This window comes from Micromonospora wenchangensis (assembly GCF_002210435.1).
Lineage (GTDB): Bacteria > Actinomycetota > Actinomycetes > Mycobacteriales > Micromonosporaceae > Micromonospora > Micromonospora wenchangensis.
In genome coordinates this window covers 110,495-128,741 of record NZ_MZMV01000014.1, presented here as the reverse complement: position 1 = coordinate 128,741, position 18,247 = coordinate 110,495, and the positions used below count along the sequence as shown (strand labels likewise).

The following is an 18,247-nucleotide window of genomic DNA, read 5'->3' as shown; positions in this document are numbered from 1 at the left end:
CGTCCCGGGTGGACCGGACCGGGCCCCCGGCGGCGTCGTCCCCGGCGGGGCGGGACGCGCGCCGGGCGGCACGGCACCGGGCGGGCCCACCCCGGGCGGACCCGGCCGTACCCCCGTCGGACCCACCCCGGGCGGACCCGGGCGCACCCCGGGCGGGCCGGGACGCAGACCCGGTGGGCCGCCGGGCAGGCCGGACGCTCCCCGGCCCGTCCCGTCGCCGACCCGCACCACACCCTCGTTGACCGGCGAGCCACCCGGCGCGGGCGCGATCACCCCGGCGATACGTTGCAGCAGCGTCGGCTTCTGCCGAAGCTCCTGCTCCGCCTCCTGGACCGTCTCGACCGGGATCTTCGGCACGGTCTTCTCGCCGGTCCACTCCAGGAAGCTGCCGCAGGAACCGCAGAAGGTGTCCGCGTCACCGTTGTGGTTGCCGCACTCACGACAGATGATCACGGTCGAGCACCTCCAGGGTCGTCGTCACGTGCGCCGGTACGACCGCGCGGCACAGCTCGTCGAGGGCGTGCCGGGCCACCGCCCCCGGGTCGTCCACCCGCACCCGCACGTGCACCCGGGCCGGTGGCAGCGAGTCCGGCAGCGGCTCCGGCCGGGTCGACCAGGACACCCCGGTCGAGTCGAGAACCTCCACCTCGCCCCCGGTGGCCAGCTCCAGGGCCATCCGCAGCCCGGCGACCGTCCCGCGCAGCCGGTGCGCGGCGACCGCGCCGGCCACCATCGCGCGCTGCCGCCCGACCGGCCAGTTCTCGTCGAGCTGGGCACCGACCCAGTGGCCGAGCCAGAGCAGGAAGTCCGGCGGGGTCAGCTGCGGGTCCAGGTACGCGTCGAGACAGTCGAGGGTGGACACCACCGGCGCGAGCACCTGGTCCAGCCCCTCGGTCCAGCGCACCAGCAGGTCGTCCTCCTGCAACAGGGCGGGCAGGAAACCGGCGATCGGGTACGGCATCGCCACGTCGACCGGGCCGCGCATCAGTGCTCCTCCACCCGGAGCTGGTGGTCGAAGGAGAACACCAGGCTGTCCGGCTCCAGGTCGATCCGGCCCGCCTCGGTGCCCCGCTCACCGGTCACCGGGTTGGCGGTGAACAGCCGCAGGTCCTCCACCAGCTCCACCCCGCGTACCCGCTGCAACACGGCGAACAGTTCCCCGGCCTGCACCGGACGGCCGAACGGCCAGCCCCGACCGTCCGGGCCGCCGCCGGACAGCGGGCTGAGGAAGCCGTACAGGGCGGCCAGTCCCTCCTCGCGGACCCGCTCGACGACGACCCGGGGCCGGGCGACGACCCGGGCCACCACGGTCACCCCCCGGTAGCGGGGCGGCTCGACGACCACCCGGGTGCCGATCAGCCGGGTGGCGTCCAGCCGCCCGGCCACCCGGGCGAGGCTCGACTCGGCCGGGATCAGGTCCTCCAGCCGCAGCCGCCCGTCCTGCGCGGGGGCGGCCGGCACCACCAGCAGCCGCGCCACCGGCGGGCCGTCCCCGTTGCTCGGCACGCAACGGACCCGGGCCAGCTCCGGGGCGGCCTCCCGGGCCAGCACCTCGTGGTCCTCGGCGGTCACCGCGCGACTGCGGCTGCGCAGGGTCAGCGGGCCCCGGCGGCGGGCCTCGTCCAGCGTCTCGCCGTCCACCCCGCCGCTGGCCGGGTGCCGGTTCTCCACCCCGGCGACGTACGGGATCGAGGTCCGCAGCGCGGTCACCGCGCCGACGCCGACGTTGCCCCGGCTGCCGCCGCCGACCGCGTACCGGCGCAGCCGCAGCCGACCGCCCCGGGGCGGCACCGCGCCGTAGCGGCGCAACGTCCCGTCGGGTTGCCGGACCGCCGGGCCGAGGACCACCTCGCCGGCCACCCCGTCGAGCAGGAAGTGCCGGTCCTCGGGGCCGCTGCCGGCGAAGTGCTCGACCGGCGACCACCGCTGCCAGCCGTCGTCGGAACTGACCTCCAGCACCGGGTCACCGAAGCCGGTCAGCACCGGCCGGCGGGTCAGGGCGAACCGCTGACCGGGCACCCCCTCGGAGTCGCCGAGTTCCTCGTCGTCCACCAGGTCGGCGTGCACCGCCCCGGTGGTGCCACCGACGGTGTTCGCAGCCAGCCCGAGGACCACCGGGGAGGCGCTGTAGCCGGGCTGCCCCTCCTGCGGGGTCACCACCCGGGCCCGCAGCCAACCGGCCAGTTCCCCATCGACCAGGGTCGCCTGGTGCCCGGCGGGCACGTGCAGCAGGATCGCGCCGGGACGGTTCAGCGCCCCGGTCTCGTCCAGCCCGACCTCGCAGTCGAGCCAGCCGTCGGCACCGCGCGCCTCCCAGCGCAGCGGCGGGTGCAGCGGGTTGACCCCGACGCCGTCGACGCGTCCCTCGAACTCCAGCCGCACCGCGCAGCCGCCGACCGCCCGGTCCAGCCCGATCAGCAGTTCGTCGCCGGGCTGCGGTACCGGGGAGAACGCGGCCACCGGGCCGCCCAGCTCCAGGGCGCCGGTCTGGTCGGTGACCCCGTCGGCGGTCCGGACCCGCAGCCGGGTCAGCGCGCACGGCGGCACGGTGAGGTCGTCGAGGGTGGCGAAGACCAGGGGTTCCCCGCCGTCGGCGACGGTCACCGCCCGCGTCCCCGCCGGCACGACCTGGGTGGCGCGGGCCGGGGTGGACAGCCAGAAGGTCAGCGTGGTCCGGGCCGCCGTGGGCGGCACCAGGCGTACCCCGATCAGCTCCAGGAACTTCACGTAGAGCCGGTCGGGCACCCGGTTGAGCCGGTAGATGAGCTGGTCGGTCAGCGACGCGAACGTCTCGATCAGGGTGATCCCCGGGTCGGCCGGGTGCAGGTCCGTCCACTCCGGGCAGCGGTCGGCGATCAACCGGCGGGCGTCACCGACCAGGTCGTCGAAGCCCCGGTCGTCGAGGTCGGGGGCGGGCAGCGCCATCAGCCGAGCACCCCCGTACCGGTCAGTTCCCGGTCGCCGGGCAGGGTCCGCAGGTTGAGCCCGAGGGTGCCGGGCTCGTCGGTGTCGCGTACCCGGTAGCGGATCTCGATGTGCAGCAGCCCGTCGCCGCCGGCCGGGTCCTCGGTGACGGTGACGTCGTCGATCTCGGCCCGGGTCTCCCAGCGTTCCAGGGCGGCCCGCACCTCCACCGCCACCGCCCGCCGGGTCTGCCCGGTGACCGGCTCGAAGACGAAGTCGCGCAGCCGGGAGCCGAACTCCGGCCGCATCGGGCGCTCGCCCGGGTACGTCGCCAGGATCACGCACATCGCCTGCTCCAGCAGGGCGGTGCCGCTGATCGTGGCGAGTCGACCGTTGGGCTGCACCCGCAGCGGAAAGGCACACCCGGTGCCGATGACGTCGGCCTGCATGGCACTCCTCAGTTGAGCTGGATGGGTTTGCCCTTGATGGCGGTCGACGCGGTGCCGCTGATGTTGACCTGCGTACCGCTGATGTCGACCGTCTTGCCCTTGAGCTTCAGGCTGGTGCCGCCGTCGAGGGTGAGGCTGCCGCCCGGACCGGCCTTGATCTCGACGGCGGTCTGTCCGGTGCACTCGATCAGCAACTTGCCGGGTTTGTCGGGGGCGCAGCGCAGGGTCACCGTGCCGGCCACCTGGTCCATCGCCAGCGAGAGCTTGTCGCCCCTGGTGCCGAGCACGACGTCGGCGGCGGTCGGCTGCCCCTTGCCGCCGGGCGGCACCTCGTCGTGGAAGACCAGCCGGCTGCCCGACGGCGACAGCAGGCCGCGCCGGATCACCGAGCTGGTCTGCCCCACCGACTTCACCCCGCTCGCCCCCGGCTTCGTCGACGACGTCTGCCCGCCGTCCAGGCCGTAGCCGGTGTGCCGGCTGGGCAGGCTGCCGAGCACGTACGGGCGGCGTACGTCGCCGAACTCGAAGGCGACGAGCACCTGGTCACCCGGTTCCGGCACGAAGAACGCGCCACCGCTCGGGCCGGCGAAGAGCTGCCCCACCGGCGCCCAGTCGGTCTCGTGGTCCGGCGACAGCCAGGGCAGCGCCAGGGTGACCCGGCCCAGGTTCTGCGGGTCCTTGACGTTGCTGACCACCCCGCAGACCACCCCGTCGATCCGGGCCGGACCGCCCGGGTCACCGCCGCCGACGTTCGCCAGTCCGAGCAGCGACCGGTCCTGCGTCCCGCCGATGGTGAACTCGGTGCGGTAGCCCTCCCCGGCCTCGTCGAAGACGTGCCGGGCGGCGCTGAGCGTCCAGGTGCCGGCGAACGGTGCCGGCACCCCGTCCACCTTGACCGCCGCGCCGGCGACCAGCCGGGCGTCGCCCAGCGCCTCCCCCTCCGCCTCGGCGAACCCGCCGCCGATACTGGCGGCGAGCCCCTTGGCGACCTGGGTTACCGCGCCGTCGGCCCGGCCGGGCACGGGCAGTCCCCGGCCGACCAGGACGTGCGCGCGGGGTCCGGGGGCCGGCCCGACGTCACCGACCGCGCTGTTGCCGGCCCGGGGCGGCGTCGCCGCGCCCCGGGGGACGAACGTGTCGGCGGCGGCGGTCGGCGTCCGGCCGGCGAGGCTCACCCCGTCGGCGGTGGTCGCGGTACGGCTCGCCACCACCGTCGCCGCGACCGGGTCCCAGGCGCGCACCTCGACCTCGGGGGCGAGGTTGCCGGCGCTGACCCGGGGCAGGAAGCGGCGCAGGTTGCCCCGGAAGGTCAACGGCACCGGGCTGCCGGCCCGCCGGGCGGTGGCCGCCCGCCGGAAGTGGAACCGGTCCCCGTCCGCGCCGACCTCGTAGCCGATCTCCCGGGCGCGGGCGCTGAGGAACTCCCAGTCGGTCTGGGCGACCTGGGAGAGGTGGGCCAGCCGGCCGGTGGTGGCGTCGATCGTGCCGACCGACAGTTTCGCGGCGGTCGCCACCTGCCGGGCCACGTCGGCATCCGACTGGTTGAGGAAGGTACGGGTCCGCCGTACCCGGTGCAGCCGGTGGTCGTGGGTGTAGCCGCGCACCACCACGTGGGCGCTGAGGTCCACGAAGTGCCCCTCCACGGCGGTCACCTCGCCGCTGACCAGCCGGTGCTCGGCCGAGCCGTCCCCCGTCGGGCCGAAGACCTGCACGGCGGTGCCCAGCTCCAGCCCGGCCGTGCGCAGCACGCTGCCGTCCAGGTCGGCGAAGGTCAGCTCGAACATGTCGGGCAGGGCGGCCTGGGTGTCCACCACCACCCGTACGAGCTGGTCGGCGGCGGCCGCCGGCAGCGCCCGGCCGGCGGTGCCGACGGTCACCCGGGGGCGCAGGGTCGCCGTGCCCCAGAGCAGACCGTGCCGGTCGATCGCGGTCATCGTCGCGCCCCCACTACCGCCGCGCCCCGACGGACGCGCCCCTGGCCTGCGCCCGCATCGGGTCGTCCAGGCCGCTGGCCAGCGCCCGCTGCCGCCACTGCGCCGGGTCGGTCCGCACCGACCGGGTGGGCACCGGGCCGCCCCGCTTGGGGAAGATCTCCCCCTCGATGACGATCAGGTCCAGGGTGGCCTGGGCCCGCACCGGCTGCCCCTCACCGTCGAACCGGGTCAGGTTGACGTTCAGCGTGCTCAGGTTGACCGCCATCGACAGCTTTCCCCAGGTGAACGTCAGCCGGGGCAGCTCGATGCCGGACGCGCTGCGGCTCTGCTCGTCGACGCTCGGCGGGCCGGAGAAGGCGATGAGCTTCTGCACGTCCTGGGCCACCCCGGCACCGACCAGCAGCACCTCGCCGGCCATCACCCGCAACGCGGTGTCGGAGGTGAGTTCCACCCCCCGGCCCCGGCCGACGAGCTGGGAGGCCCGGGAGGAGCGGGTGATGCCCATCTTGGCCGGGTTGTAGGAGAACGTGACCCGGCCCAGCGTCGGCGACGACAGGGTGGCCGTCTCCGCTTTGGCCTGCAGGTCGGGGAAGAACCCCTCGTGCACCAGCTCCAGCCGTTCCACCGCCACCTGGTTGCTGTCCGAGGAGAGGTCCGGGCCCGTCCACGACGACGGCCGTACGCCGTAGAGCAGCCAGCTGGTGGCCGGTTCGCCGTCGGCGTCGAGCAGGGTGATCCGGGCGGTGGTCCGGGTGTCGTCGCCGGTGCCGTCCTGCCACGAGCGCAGCACCCCGACCAGCCACTGTTGCAGTTGCGCCGAACTCTCCCGGTGCACCGCCCGTTCCAGCACGATCGGGGCGTAGCTGACCTCGCCGGGCAGGTGGTACTGACCGACGTAGTCCCCGGTCACCCGGACCACCTCGGGCCGGAAGTCGGCCCGCAGGCCCCGGCAGGAACGCCACAGGCCGATCTGGACGTCACCGATGGTCACCTGGAAACGCATCGCCAGGCCGAGCTTGAGGGTCCGTCTGACCCCCGGCCCGTCCCGGAACATCTGGAGCAGGCCGCCTGCGGCGAGCCCCTGCGCGGTCTGGCTCGGGTCGCCCAGCATCCCGCCGAGCTGCCCTGCGGAGACGGCGGCCATCAGAGCGAGAACTTCACGTCGTCGTGCAGGAATCCGGTGTGCGCCAGTTCCAGGGTCTCGACCGCCACCCCGCTGTGGCTCGGGTCGAGTTCCGACACCGACCAGCCGACCGGGAAGAAGTGTTTCAGGTCCCAGCCGACGATCTTCAGGCCGACGCTGTCGACGAGCTGGATCGTGCCGCTGAGCGGGCGGTACCGGTTGGCCTGCTGGCAGAGCCACTCCTGGACGACCTGCGAGTCGAAGCACACCGCCCGGCTGAGCCTGATCCGGCTGTAGGTCGGCTCACCCACGTACGTGAAGACGTCGTTGCTGTCCCCGGCCCGGTACTCGCAGACCTGCCAGGTCACCCCCAGCCCGGAGACCCGGGACCAGGAGCCGAGGTTGTACCGCTCGTCGTCGATGACCACGAGGTACCTGTGGTTGACGCCGGTGACCTCGAAGAAGCCGCCCATCAAGCGGGCCGCGGTGGAAAGACCGCCTGCCATCGTTTCGCCCTCCTCGTCGCCTCGTCCTGGCCCCGCATCCGTGCGGTCGTGCCACCTGCCGTGCCTCGTGTGCCGCCTGCCGTGCTCGTGCCGCCCGGCGTGCTCAGCGGAACTGGGTCAGCCGTCCGCTGCGTTCCCGGTCGACCAGCAGCTCCTGCCGCAGCCGTCCGCGTAACCGCCCGTAGAGGCGGCCGGCCAGTTCCTCCAGGTCGTCGGGGTTCTCCAGGTCCACCGGCCGGCCCGGCGACCGGTCCGGCACCCGGTCGGCGTCCCGGTCCAGCCGGGCCGCCGTGGCCCTTCCCCGGTCGGCCACCGTGCGCAGCTCGGCCCGCAGCCGCTCCACCGCGTCGCGTACCTCGGCGAGCCGGCCCGCGCTCCGGTCGGTCGCGGGTGCCGCGGTCGCGGCGGCCACCTCGGCCCGCAGGGCGTCCAGGGGCGGCCCGCCCGGCGGGTCGGGGGCCTGGTCCTGCTGCTGGTCGAGTTCGCCCCGCACCAGCGCCCGCAGGTCGTCGAGGGTGTCCGCCGGGGTGTCCATCGACGCCCGCTGGAGCGGATGGGCGGCGGCCGGCGGGCCGGTCGGTGCGGCCGGGGGTACGCCTCCCGCACCGGGCTTCGCCCGCCAGGTCAGCCCGCCACCGGGGGTGGTCCCCCAGGTGCCGGCGGCACCCGCAGGTGTCGGCGCGGCACCCCCGTCGGCCGGCGGCGCGACAGGTGGCAGCGGATCTCCGACACCCGGCCCGCCACCGTCGCCGAAGGCGCGCTCGGCGGCGAGCGCCCGCGCCTCCAGGTCCCGGCCGGTGCCTGTCGACTCGGCCGGCGGTGCCGCCCCGAACGTCCGCTGCTGCACCACGTGGGCCAGCTCGTGGGCGAGCAGCGCGCGGGCGGGCGGCGCGTCCAGCGGCCCGGCCGACGCCGGCAGCAGCACCTCGCCGCCCCGGGTCGCCGCCCGTGCCCCGGCCTGCTGCACCACCTCCGTGGCCGCCGCGCCCCGCCACACCGGCACGGCCGCGACGTCCACGCCGTACTGTTGCCGGAAGCCGTCCACCAGGGCCGCCGGCACCTGCTCCGGCAGCTCGGGGTCGTTCGCCGGAGTGGGCGGCGCTACCGCGCGGTGCGTCAGCGGCCCGGTCCGGTCCGCCGTGGTCGGCGTCGGACCCGGCCGTCCGTCCGCCACCACCGGCGCGGCCGTGACGACCCCCAAGGGGTACGCCGGGACCTGCGCGTCGCCGGGTGGCACGGCCGTCGGCCGGTCGACCCGCCCGGCCGACCCCGCCGACGGTACGGGCGGATGCGGGACGCCGGACTGCACCGCTTCCGCCCCTCCCCGGCCGGCCGGCGGCACCTGACCGGCCCGGCCGTGTTCCCGGTCCACTCCCACCGGCGGGGGCTGCTCCGGACGTCGGGTGAGGAAGAAGGACGACGGCGGGGACACCGGCTCGGGACGGTGGGTGTCGCGCCCCGCCGGCGGGCCGGGCCGACCGTCCCCGGTGTCGTGCGTCGCCGCCGGACCCGGCCGCTCGTCCGCGATGTCCCGCCCTGCCGTTGAACCCGGCCGGTCGTCCGTGATGTCACGCCCCGCCGGGCCTGGCCGGCTCTCCGAGGGCGGCCGTTGGTCGGGATTTCCGACTGGCCGGCTCCCGGACGCCGGCCGCTCCGCGGGGTCCACGACCTGCCGGTTTCCGGGCACCGGCCGCTCGGCGGGGTCCGTGCCCCGGGTCGGTGCCGTGGCACCCGCGTCCGGCGAGGTCACGCCACCCGGAGTCGATCCGGCTGGCTGCGCCGGGAAGGGTGCCGGTCCGGCCATGGCACCGGTTTCGTCGAGCGTCCCGCCCTGCTGGCCCGTCGGCCCGGTCGCCTGCGCCGGGTACTCCGGACGGTCCTGCCCGACGCCCGCCGAGCCGTCCCGCCGGTGGTCGGCGGGGACGCCCCAGTCGCCGCCGGTGGCATCGTCCGGCCCGACCCGGATGCCCGGGTCGGCCTGGTCCCCGGCGACGGGCCCGGCGTCCTGAGCGGCGGGCCTGGGAAGCTGCCCCGGGTCCGCGGAGGGCCGGGCGTTCGTGCCACCCGTGTCGACTGGTCCCCGTTCCGCCGGGGACGCCGGCTCCGGGCCCGGTGGGGCGGTCGCCGGTCGGGTGGTGCGGCCCCGGCGTCCGGCGAAGGCCACCTCGACCGGGCGCACCTCACCGGCCGACGGCGGGGTCCCCTCCGGGTCGCTCCGACCGTCGTGACCCGGGCCGGCGGTGGCCGCGCCCCGGCCGGTGTCCGGCTGCGCCGGCCGGGCACGCCCGCCGCCGGCCGACGCCCGGGACTCCTCGGCGGCCCGGGTGGCCTCTGCCGCCAGGTAGGCGACCTCGAATCCCGGCGGGGGCCAGACCTGCGCGGTGGGCAGGCCGGCGGCGGCGAACTGGGCTGCGGTGCGGGCCGCTGCGGCATCCGCCCCGGCCCCGTCGGATCGCCCGGCGGACGTTCGTCCCTGCGGATTCTCCGGCCCACCCGTCGCACCCGGTGCCGCGACGGCATCCGCTCCCCCGGCCCTGCCCGCCCCGCCCGGGCCACGTTGCACGGCCGGGCCCTGGTCCACTTCCGGACCACCGGCCACGTGCGGAGCCGCGCCCGGCGTCGGACCGCCGTCCCCAGTCGGACCCGGGGTCACCCCCGGCACCACCGCCGGCCCGTGGCCGAGGGTCGGACCGTAGTCGGAAGCGAGGCCATGGCCGCGAGCAGGACTGCGGCCGGGAGCCAGGCCATGATCGAGGGCCGGACCGTGGCCGGGAGCCAGGCCGTGGCCGAGGGCCGGACCGTCGCCGGGAGGCAGACCGTGGTTCGGTGCCGGGCCCGGCATCACGGTCGGGCCGGGCAGGTCGGTCGGGGCCTGAACCGTAGAGGGGTCCGGTGACCGGGGCCCGGCCTGCGCTGGCCGGTCGGGCTCGTGGACGGCTCCCGGCGGTGGGCCGCCCCACCAGGTCGGATCGGAGGGCGACGGCATCGTGGACGCCGCGCCGCCAGCCGGTTGCGGGACACCCGAAACCCGGCCGCCCGACCAGGGGAACCGCGATGCGTCGTCCCCCGTCGGCGGTGCCTGGTACGCCACCGGACCGACAGGCCGCACGTCACCCGACCCGGCTGCTGCCGCCCGGACCGAAGCGGGAGGCGTCCACCCGACCGGACCGGTCGGCGGGCGGTGGGTCGCAGCGGCGTCGTACCGGATCGGGGCCGGGTCCTGGGTCGGTCCGGTGACCGCAGCCGGGCCGGCGAACGGGCGGACCGGGTGAGCGGCGGCGGTCGGCGGCAGCGACGGACCCGGCGTGGCCGTCCCCGGCGGCGGGATGGTCACCATCGCCGAGGCGGGCGCCACGGTCAGCAGGGGCAGGCCCGGGGGGACCGGGTACCGGTCGGTGGGCGGAACGGGTGCGACCGGAACAGGTGGCGGTGCCCCGACCGGCCGGCGGCGACGCGGCCAGAACGGCTGTCCGGGCCGTAACGACCAGGCCATGCCCACCTCCTTCAGATTCCGGTACGGGTGTGCGGCGTCGGGCCGCCGGGACTGGGTCAGGATCCGCCAGGTCAGCCGCCGGCCAGGTCCACCGCGAAGCGCCCCCCGCAGCCGGGGCAGGCCACCTCGGCCCCGGTGTGCCCCTGCTGGTTGATCCGCCGGTAGAGGTCCTGGAGGAAGGCCAGGTCGGAGGCGAAGAGGTGCTCGATCACGTCGACGTCGACGGCCTGCACCCCGCCGATGCGGGTGACCGTCCGGGCGAGCAGCAGCACGGTGAGGAACGCCGGATTCTGGCGTACCCGGGGATCGCCCTGGGGGGTGATCTCGTCGCGGGCAGTGGCCAGCCGCATGGTGCCCTCGCGGTGCACCCGGCCCCGGTCGTCGACCAGCCCGCGCGGCAGCACGAACGGGTACTCGGTCCGCAGGCCCGCCGCCGGTCCGGCGGCGGGCTCGGCGAGGCTAGATCCGCGCATTGAAGTCGAACAGGTCGTCGCACATCAGCGTGACCGTCTGGTAGACGATGTCGGTGGCCCCGGCCTTGACCCCGCTGACCTCCACCCGCGACGGCCAGGCGTTGGTCATCATGTACGTCAGCCGGGCGTCGCCGTTGAGGTCGTCGCCGGGGCCGTAGAGCTTCAGGGCGCAGTCCCGGTAGGCGTCGTACATCATGTTGCGCACCTTCTGGTGCCAGAGCCACAGGTCGCCGTTGAGGTCGAGGCCCCGCTTGAGGGTGACCGTCGGCGGCTTGGTCCGACCGAAGTGCCGGGAGAAGATCGGCCCGGTCGTGCCGGCGGCCATGTACTCCGCGTTCTCCACCTCGCTGCTGATCCCGACCAGCTCGGCGAAGTTGATCGCCGACATGCCCGGCACCTCCAGCCGGAAGACGGCGGCACTGATGATCTGGGTGTTCTGCTTCGGGTCCTGGGTACCCTGACCGGCCATGCTCGTTTCTCCTGGTCTCGTCGTCGCTCAGGTCGGGTGCTCGCCGCCGGGGCCGGTCAGTCGCCGGAGCCCTGGGAGAGCTGGGAGAGTCGGAACACCACGAACTCGGCCGGCTTGACCGGGGCGATGCCGATGTCGACGGTGAGGATGCCGGCGTCGAGGTTCTCCGGCGGGTTGTTCTCGGCGTCGCACTTGACGAAGAACGCCTCGGACCAGGTGTCGCCCATCAGCGCGCCGCTGCGCCAGACCCGGCGCAGGAACATCGTGATGACCCGGCGCACCGCGTCCCAGAGGCGCGGGTCGTTGGGCTCGAAGACCACCCAGTTGGTGCCGAGCAGGATCGACTTCTCGATCCAGTTGAACAGCCGCCGGACGTTGAGGTAACGCCACTCGGCGTCGCTGGACAGCGTCCGCGCCCCCCAGATCCGGATGCCCTGCCCGGGGAAGGCCCGGATGCAGTTGACCCCGATCGGGTTGAGCTGGTCGTGTTCGCCCTTGGTCAGCCCGCTCTCCAGGGCGAGCGCACCCCGGATGATCTCGTTGGCGGGTGCCTTGTGCACGCCCCGGGTGTCGTCGTTGCGGGCCCACACGCCGGCGACGTGCCCGCTGGGCGGCATGAAGACCGCCCGGCCCTGCGCCGGGTCCATCACCTTGACCCAGGGCCAGTAGAGGGTCGCGTACTTGGAGTCGTAGCCGGCGACGTCCATCCGCCACTCCTTGAGGCGCTGCGGGTGCAGGCCGGGCGGCGGGTCGAGGATGGCCACCCGGTCACCCATCAGCTCGCAGTGCGCGATCATCGCCAACTGGACGGCCTTGAACGCCTCGTCGTCGATGGCCCCCTGCTGGTGGGCGGCGGCCAGGTCGGGGACGCAGAGCATGGTGATGTCCTCGATCGCCTCCAGCCCGGCGAAGCCGGTCCGGTCGCTGACGTCGCCCACGTAGTCCTCGGCGCGTACCCGCAGGTCGCCGGTGCCGGTCGTGGTGGCCGGCAGCGCGGGCGCGGCGAGGGTGATCTCGGCGCCGCGTCGGGGCGGGGCGAGGGTCGCGCCCTTCGCCTCCTCGATCTGGATCAGCTTGGACTGCTGGCGGACGGCGGTGACCACGTTGCCCGCGCCCCGCTTGGTGGTCAGGTTGTCCAGCGTCTCGACCGGCTTGCCGGCCTGCTTGACGACGAGCTTGAACGCGTCGTCGCCGCCCTCGGAGGCGTCGGCGACCTCGACCGACAGGTCCTGGCCGGCCGGGCCGGGCAGCGCCGCCCGGACGGTGAAGGAGAGCCGGCCGTTGTCGCCGGCCGCCGGTACGGCCGCAGCCGCGTACGACTCACCGGCGGCTTCGTCGGCGGTGGCGTCCGCGCCGGCACCACCACCCACCCGGACCACGTACGCGGAGCCGCCCCCGTTGAGGAAGTAGCCGTAGACCGACAGCGGCAGGAAGCTGCCCGCCACGAAACCACCGAAGGTGCGGGTGTACTGCGTCCAGTTCGTGATCAGCGTGGGCTCGTCGACGGGCCCCTTCTCGGCGAAGCCGACGAACGCGGCGACGGCCGTCCCGACCGCCTCGATCGGCCTCGACCCGGAGGAAACCTCCTCCACGTAGACGCCCGGCGACAGATACGTCGGCATCGAACCTCCTGTACGACTGTGTGTTGGGGCCGAGCCTGCCAACGCCGACGGGCCGTCAGGGCTGCCCGGCGGGACGCCGCCGGGGTAGGCACCACTGCCCCCAAGGGCAACCGATCCGCCCCGACGGCCTGCCCGGCCGCCGCCCGCGGTCCCGTTCGGGCAGCCGGCAGGGTGGACGGATGATCTGGGATGTCGACCTGTCGGTCCGGGCCTGGCTGGGCCACTACCTGCCGGCGGACGTGCCTGTCGTCTTCGACCCGCCGGACCGGTGCGCGCAGCGTGCCGACGGTGACCTGGTCTCGGCGTTCCTGCTGGACGTCGAGGAGGACTCCGCGGGCGTCTCGGCCACCTGGGACGAGCTGCGCGACGCCGACGGCCAGCTCGTCGGGCGTCGGCCGCCGGGCCGCCGGTACCGGTTCAACTACCTGTTGACCGCCTGGGCCGCCGACACCGAGCGGGAGCACCGGCTGCTGGGTGACCTGCTGGTGGGCTGCGCGAGCTGCACCGCCCTGCCGTCGGGGTTCCTGACCGGTGCGGTGGCCCGCGCCAACCAGCCGGTGGTGGTGCGCAGCGCGCCCCGGCGGGAGGGGGACACCGGTTCCGCCTGGGTGGGGTACGGCGGGACCGCCCGGACCGGGTTGCACCTGCAACTGCTCGTGCCGTTCGTGCCCGAGACGCAGACCGACCTGGCCCCGCCGCCGCGCGAGGTCAGCGTCAACAGCGGCGGCGGCCGGCCCGCCGGCCCCGGCGGGGTGGCGGGCCGGCGGCCGAGGGGCGGGATCAGCGAGCCGCGCTGACGGCCCGGTGCCCGATCAGGCGTTCCGCTGCCCGTTCAGGTAGCCACGGCTGCCCCTTGGTGTTCCTCGTTCGTGGTTCTGCCGGCCCCGCCCGCGCGGCCACACTGCCCCGCATGAGTGTCGCTGTGGGACTTGTCGAGACCGACCTCACCGTCGCCGCGGGCGGCACGGTCGGCTGCACCGTCCGGGTGCGCAACACCGCCGCCGTCGTCGACCAGTTCACCCTGGACGTGGTCGGCGACGCCGCACCGTGGGCCGAGGTCGAGCCGGCGACGATGAACCTGCTGCCCGGCACCGAGCAGGAGGCGCGGGTGACGTTCACCCCGCCGCGTGCGGCGACCGTGCCGGCCGGCAGCGTCGACTTCGGGGTACGGGTCCGGGGGCGGGAGGACCCGGAGGGTTCGGTGGTCGAGGAGGGCACCGTCACCGTGCAGCCCTTCGTGGAGCTGGCGACGGAGCTGGTGCCCCGTACCTCCCAGGCGCGGCGTGCCGCCCGGCACCAGTTGGTGATCGACAACACCGGCAACGTCGAGACCACGGTCGAGGTGCTGCCCGCCGACCCGGACCGGTTGCTGACCTTCAAGGTGCTGCCGGCCGCGCCGGTGCTGCGGCCGGGCACCGCCACGTTCGTGAAGCTGCGGGTGCGCCCCCGGAAGCGGTTCCTGCTCGGCCCGGACCGCAACCTGCCGTTCCAGGTGGCGGTGACCCGTCCCGACGCCGAGCCGATCACCAGCGACGGCCTGCTGGTGCAGCGCTCCGTCCTGCCGGCCTGGTCGCCCCGGGTGGTGCTGGTGGCCGCCGCGGCGGCGGTGGCCCTGGTGGGGCTCTGGTTCGCGGTGCTCAAGCCCACCGTGCAGTCGACCGCCAAGGAGGCCGCGCAGGTGGAGACCAAGGAGTTGTCCCAGGAGGTCGCCGAGGTGAAGACCCAGGCCAGCGAGGCGGCGCAGACCGCCGAGAAGGCCGAGAAGGTGGCCAACGTCGCGGCCGGGGCCAGCCCGAAACCGAGCGCGTCGCCGAGCCCGACGACCGACACCGGGAAGGGCAACGGCAACGGGCCGGGCGGCCAGGCCGGAACGCTTGACAACGCCGACCCGGAGACCGCCGCCGACTTCCGGGTGGCGACCAGCGCGTCGCCGACCACGGCCAACGAGTTCACCCTCTCCACCTACCGGCCGGCCGAGAAGAAGGTGCTGTGGGTGACCGACATCGTGTTGCAGAACCCGCACGGCGACGCCGGCCTGCTCCAGGTGCGGCGGGGCGACACCGTGCTGCTGGAGACGGGCCTGAACAACTTCCGGGACCTGGACTACCACTTCGTCCAGCCGCTGCGGTTCTCCGCCGGCCAGCCGGTGACGGTCGCGGTGAAGTGCGCGAACCCGGGCACCACGGCGTGCACCCCGGCCGCGTACTTCGCCGGTCAGCTCGTGCCGGTCGCGTCCTCCCCGAGCCCCTCCCCGAGCCGATGAGCGACCCGCGCCCCGCCGCCCGGCAGGCCCCGGGCCCGCACCGCGCCGCCCGGCAGGCCCCCGCCCCGCGTCCCGGCGACCCGGACGGCACCACCGACCCGGCGGAGACCGTCCACCCGGCGGGGACCGCCCATCCGGGGCCGGTACGCGCGGCGGTCCGCTCCCGCGACCCGATCTCCCAGGCCGGGGTGACAGCCCAGCTCGGCACCGTCGGGCCGGACGAACCCGCCGGTGCGCGGCCGGTCGTGGTGGCCGGCCCCGACGACGACCCGGACATCCTGGTGATCGTCGCCGACACGGTGGACGGGTGGCTGCTGGCCCAGCTCGAAGCCCTGATCGGGCGGCCGTCCCCCCGACCGGTGCTGGTGGTGGGGCAGCTCGACGACACCGCCGGCCTCCAGGCGATCGAGGCGGGCGGCCTGAGCCTGGTACGCCGTTCGGAGAGCACCGCCACCCTGCTGCGCGAGGTGGTCCGGGCCGCCGCCCGGGGCGAGGCGAGGCTCCCCACCGACCTGCTCAGCTCGCTGCTGACCCGGGTGGGTCGGGCGCAGCGGCAGGTGTTGGCGCCCCGGGGGTTGACCATCCTGCCGTTGTCCCCGCGCCAGCTCGCCGTACTCCGGATGATCGCCGCCGGGGCGGACATCGCGACGATCGCCCGGGAACTGTCCTACTCGGAACGCAGCATCAAGAACATCGTGCACGAGATCACCACCCAGCTCGGTGTCCGCAACCGCACCCAGGCGGTCGCGCACGCCATCCGCGAGGGGCTGATCTGATCCCGTCCCGTCGGTCCAGCGGAGGTAGTGATCGTGGGCGTACCCGCGGCGAAGCTCGGTGACAAGGTGGTCGGCACCGACACGCACATCATCATGGTGCCCTCACCGACCGGGCCGGTGCCGACGCCCACCCCGATGCCGTTCGCCGGGACGATCGCCAACGGGTGCAGCACCGACGTGCTGATCGAGGGCAAGCCGGCCGCCGTCGTCGGCAGCGTCGCGGTGAACGCCCCGCCGCACGTGCCGACCGGTGGGCCGTTCCAGACGCCGCCGAACAACCAGGGCACGATCATCGCCGGCAGCCCGCTGGTGCTGATCAACGGCAAGCCGGCGGCCCGGCACGGCGACAAGGTCAACACCTGCAACGACCCGGCTCCCCTGCCGGCCGGCAGCATCGTCGCCACCGGTCAGGTGCTGCTCGGCTGACCGGGCCGCGCCCCCCCCGGGGGCGGCCCGGGTCGCGGGGGCCCGGGCGGGTGGGCCGGTCAGCGGCGGCGGGTGAACGGCCCCGGCTGGGCGGTCGCCGACTGCACCAGGAACGTACCGCTTGTCACCTGGCCGACCGCCGGCACCGAGGCGAGCGCGGCCCGGGGGCCGGCGAGCCCCTCCTCAAAGACCACCATCGGCACCGCGAACCGACCGGACAGGTCGGCGACCGCCGTCACCGTGCCGGTGCCGTCGACCCAGCCGACCAGCACCTCGGCACCCGCCGGGAAGCCCTGGCCGAGCGCGGTGACCACCTGGCCGGGACGGCCGACGCCCGGGTTGAACTGCAACGTCGGGCTGCGGCCCGAGACGCTCAGGGCCAGCGACTGGGCGGCGACCCCACCGGTGTCGGTGGCGCTGGCGAGGCTGAGCACCGACGTGGCCGCGCCGATCGCCCGGGGGGTGGCGGTGAGGGCCATCGTGCAGGACCGGGCGACGGCCAGCACCCCGGCGCAGGTGGAGCCGGTGACCGCGAAGACCGCCGGGAGGGGTTGTTCGGCGAGGGCGGCGGCCACGGTCAGCGGGTAGTCGCCGGTGTTGGTGAGGGTCACCGTCCGGGCCGCCGAGGGCACCCCGAGCGGGGCCTCCCCGAGGTCGAGCGTGGCGGCGTCGGAGTGCAGCACCGGTACGTCGGGCGCCGCGCCGCTGACGGTCACGGTCAGCCGTTCCGGCTCGCCCTGCACGATGCCGTCCACGGACACGTCGAGCCGGCAGGCGTACTCCCCGTTGCGGGCTGCCGGGTCGACCGCGACGGCGACGGTGAGGTCGACGGTGCCGCCGCTGTCGACGGTCTGCTCGGCCGGGGTGACGGAGGCCGTGAGTTGCGGGTCGCAGTCGGTGACGTGGGCCGCGACGGTGCTCTGGATGGCGCGGACGCCGGCCAGGATGGCGTTGGAGACCTCGGACGGGCCGGCGGCGTTGAGCAGCACGCCCCCGGTCCGCCTGGTGATCTCGGTGTACTGCCCGGTCTGGTCGAGGGAGTAGCTGCCCGGGTTGCCGACGTCCACGGCCACCACCCGGACGCCCCGGTCGGTCAACGCCCCGATGGTGCCGGCGAGGTCGTGGCCGACGCTCGGGTCGTGCGACGGCGCGTCCCCGAAGATCACCACGATCGGGCTGCTTTCGGCCCGCAGGCCCACCGCTCCCGTGGCGACGGAGTACAGCGCGTTCAGGCCGGCCTCCGGGTCGTCGCCACCGCCGGCGGCGGTCCAGACGTTCACCGCGTCCTGCACCTCGGACGGCACGGCGGTCAGGTCCCGGTTGAGCCGGAAGACGAACTCGTCGCCCTCGTCCCGGAACTCGGCGACCGCGAACCGGGCGTCGGGCTGGACGCCGCTGATGTCGTCGACGATCCGCTTCGCGTTGATCCGGACGTCGTTCAGCGCCGCCTGCATGCTGCCGGTCGTGTCGGCGAGCAGCACCACGTCGGGCCGGGGCGGGATGGTCGCGGTGGTCACCGTGCGGGTGACCACCGCCGAGCCACCGGGGGTCAGCCCGAGGGTCGTCCCGGCGGGTTCGCCGACCAGGGGGGCGACGCCGTCGCCCACGCTGATCCGCAACGCCGGCCCACCGGCCGGTCGCGGTGCCGCGAAGAACTCGGCGTACGCGGCCGGCGGTGCACCGGCCACCAGGAGTGCCACCACAGCGAACGCCGACGCGGCGCGCAGGGAACGGGACGCTGACGCTGCCATGGTGGACAGTGAACGCGGCCCGACCGGGTCGACCGCGACCGTGCGGGAAATCCTGCGG

General features: G+C 75.1%; 16 protein-coding genes. 4 read left to right on the top strand and 12 right to left on the bottom strand.

Translation table 11 applies throughout. The annotated features are described in order from the left end of the window. The 11 genes from B5D80_RS32900 to B5D80_RS11260 all read right to left on the bottom strand — a co-directional run. The coding region (locus tag B5D80_RS32900) for a hypothetical protein (RefSeq protein WP_211291459.1) at positions 1–453 on the bottom strand (453 nt) is incomplete at its 3' end. Next, positions 437–985, bottom strand: coding sequence for a phage tail protein (locus B5D80_RS11310; RefSeq protein ID WP_088643775.1), 549 nt, complete (start codon positions 983–985; stop codon positions 437–439). The genes B5D80_RS32900 and B5D80_RS11310, both read right to left, overlap by 17 nt. Further along, a complete protein-coding gene (locus B5D80_RS11305) occupies positions 985–2,925 on the bottom strand; it encodes a putative baseplate assembly protein (protein WP_088643774.1) in 1,941 nt (646 codons plus the stop codon). The genes B5D80_RS11310 and B5D80_RS11305 overlap by 1 nt, the downstream gene beginning before the upstream one ends. After that, positions 2,925–3,353, bottom strand: a complete 429-nt coding sequence (locus B5D80_RS11300) for a GPW/gp25 family protein (protein ID WP_088643773.1) — start codon at positions 3,351–3,353, stop codon at positions 2,925–2,927. Before B5D80_RS11300 ends, B5D80_RS11305 begins: the two co-directional genes overlap by 1 nt. 8 nt (positions 3,354–3,361) lie before the next feature. Beyond that, positions 3,362–5,287, bottom strand: coding sequence for a phage baseplate assembly protein V (locus B5D80_RS11295; protein ID WP_088643772.1), 1,926 nt, complete (start codon positions 5,285–5,287; stop codon positions 3,362–3,364). 13 nt (positions 5,288–5,300) lie between these two features. Beyond that, positions 5,301–6,431, bottom strand: coding sequence for a phage tail protein (locus tag B5D80_RS11290; RefSeq protein ID WP_088643771.1), 1,131 nt, complete (start codon positions 6,429–6,431; stop codon positions 5,301–5,303). Continuing rightward, a complete protein-coding gene (locus tag B5D80_RS11285) occupies positions 6,431–6,916 on the bottom strand; it encodes a phage tail protein (protein ID WP_088643770.1) in 486 nt (161 codons plus the stop codon). Before B5D80_RS11285 ends, B5D80_RS11290 begins: the two co-directional genes overlap by 1 nt. Before the next feature lie 103 nt (positions 6,917–7,019). Next, positions 7,020–8,348, bottom strand: a complete 1,329-nt coding sequence (locus B5D80_RS33335; protein ID WP_158224161.1) for an eCIS core domain-containing protein — start codon at positions 8,346–8,348, stop codon at positions 7,020–7,022. A 2,132-nt stretch (positions 8,349–10,480) separates the two neighbouring features. Beyond that, positions 10,481–10,882, bottom strand: coding sequence for a hypothetical protein (locus B5D80_RS11270; RefSeq protein WP_088643767.1), 402 nt, complete (start codon positions 10,880–10,882; stop codon positions 10,481–10,483). Further along, the gene (locus B5D80_RS11265) at positions 10,869–11,351 is read right to left on the bottom strand and encodes a phage tail protein (protein WP_088643766.1); all 483 of its coding nucleotides are present in this window, start codon (positions 11,349–11,351) and stop codon (positions 10,869–10,871) included. The genes B5D80_RS11270 and B5D80_RS11265 overlap by 14 nt, the downstream gene beginning before the upstream one ends. A gap of 56 nt (positions 11,352–11,407) precedes the next feature. Next, positions 11,408–12,973, bottom strand: a complete 1,566-nt coding sequence (locus B5D80_RS11260) for a phage tail sheath family protein (RefSeq protein ID WP_088643765.1) — start codon at positions 12,971–12,973, stop codon at positions 11,408–11,410. A gap of 179 nt (positions 12,974–13,152) precedes the next feature. On the opposite strand from B5D80_RS11260, the gene B5D80_RS11255 reads away from it, so the two are divergent. From B5D80_RS11255 to B5D80_RS11240, 4 genes are all read left to right on the top strand, one after another. Then, a complete protein-coding gene (locus tag B5D80_RS11255) occupies positions 13,153–13,770 on the top strand; it encodes a Pvc16 family protein (RefSeq protein ID WP_088643764.1) in 618 nt (205 codons plus the stop codon). Positions 13,771–13,883: 113 nt separating this feature from the next. Next, entirely contained in the window at positions 13,884–15,236 is a 1,353-nt protein-coding gene (locus tag B5D80_RS33330; protein ID WP_158224160.1) for a COG1470 family protein, read from the top strand. Next, complete coding sequence (locus B5D80_RS11245; RefSeq protein WP_088643763.1) at positions 15,233–16,012, top strand: helix-turn-helix transcriptional regulator; 780 nt, start codon at positions 15,233–15,235, stop codon at positions 16,010–16,012. The genes B5D80_RS33330 and B5D80_RS11245 overlap by 4 nt, the downstream gene beginning before the upstream one ends. 33 nt (positions 16,013–16,045) lie before the next feature. Next, positions 16,046–16,438, top strand: coding sequence for a PAAR domain-containing protein (locus tag B5D80_RS11240; RefSeq protein ID WP_088643791.1), 393 nt, complete (start codon positions 16,046–16,048; stop codon positions 16,436–16,438). Between the two features lie 59 nt (positions 16,439–16,497). On the opposite strand, the gene B5D80_RS11235 is transcribed toward B5D80_RS11240, so the two are convergent. Beyond that, positions 16,498–18,189, bottom strand: coding sequence for a choice-of-anchor D domain-containing protein (locus B5D80_RS11235; protein ID WP_088643762.1), 1,692 nt, complete (start codon positions 18,187–18,189; stop codon positions 16,498–16,500). Positions 18,190–18,247: the final 58 nt, after the last annotated feature.

Coding starts and splice junctions, on each gene's coding strand:
- B5D80_RS11265 (WP_088643766.1), bottom strand. CDS start 11,351: ATGGCCGGTCAGGGTACCCAGGACCCGAAGCAGAACACCCAGATCATC.
- B5D80_RS11305 (WP_088643774.1), bottom strand. CDS start 2,925: ATGGCGCTGCCCGCCCCCGACCTCGACGACCGGGGCTTCGACGACCTG.
- B5D80_RS11260 (WP_088643765.1), bottom strand. CDS start 12,973: ATGCCGACGTATCTGTCGCCGGGCGTCTACGTGGAGGAGGTTTCCTCC.
- B5D80_RS11310 (WP_088643775.1), bottom strand. CDS start 985: ATGCGCGGCCCGGTCGACGTGGCGATGCCGTACCCGATCGCCGGTTTC.
- B5D80_RS11290 (WP_088643771.1), bottom strand. CDS start 6,431: ATGGCCGCCGTCTCCGCAGGGCAGCTCGGCGGGATGCTGGGCGACCCG.
- B5D80_RS33330 (WP_158224160.1), top strand. CDS start 13,884: ATGAGTGTCGCTGTGGGACTTGTCGAGACCGACCTCACCGTCGCCGCG.
- B5D80_RS11270 (WP_088643767.1), bottom strand. CDS start 10,882: ATGCGCGGATCTAGCCTCGCCGAGCCCGCCGCCGGACCGGCGGCGGGC.
- B5D80_RS11255 (WP_088643764.1), top strand. CDS start 13,153: ATGATCTGGGATGTCGACCTGTCGGTCCGGGCCTGGCTGGGCCACTAC.
- B5D80_RS11300 (WP_088643773.1), bottom strand. CDS start 3,353: ATGCAGGCCGACGTCATCGGCACCGGGTGTGCCTTTCCGCTGCGGGTG.
- B5D80_RS11285 (WP_088643770.1), bottom strand. CDS start 6,916: ATGGCAGGCGGTCTTTCCACCGCGGCCCGCTTGATGGGCGGCTTCTTC.
- B5D80_RS11245 (WP_088643763.1), top strand. CDS start 15,233: ATGAGCGACCCGCGCCCCGCCGCCCGGCAGGCCCCGGGCCCGCACCGC.
- B5D80_RS11235 (WP_088643762.1), bottom strand. CDS start 18,189: ATGGCAGCGTCAGCGTCCCGTTCCCTGCGCGCCGCGTCGGCGTTCGCT.
- B5D80_RS11295 (WP_088643772.1), bottom strand. CDS start 5,287: ATGACCGCGATCGACCGGCACGGTCTGCTCTGGGGCACGGCGACCCTG.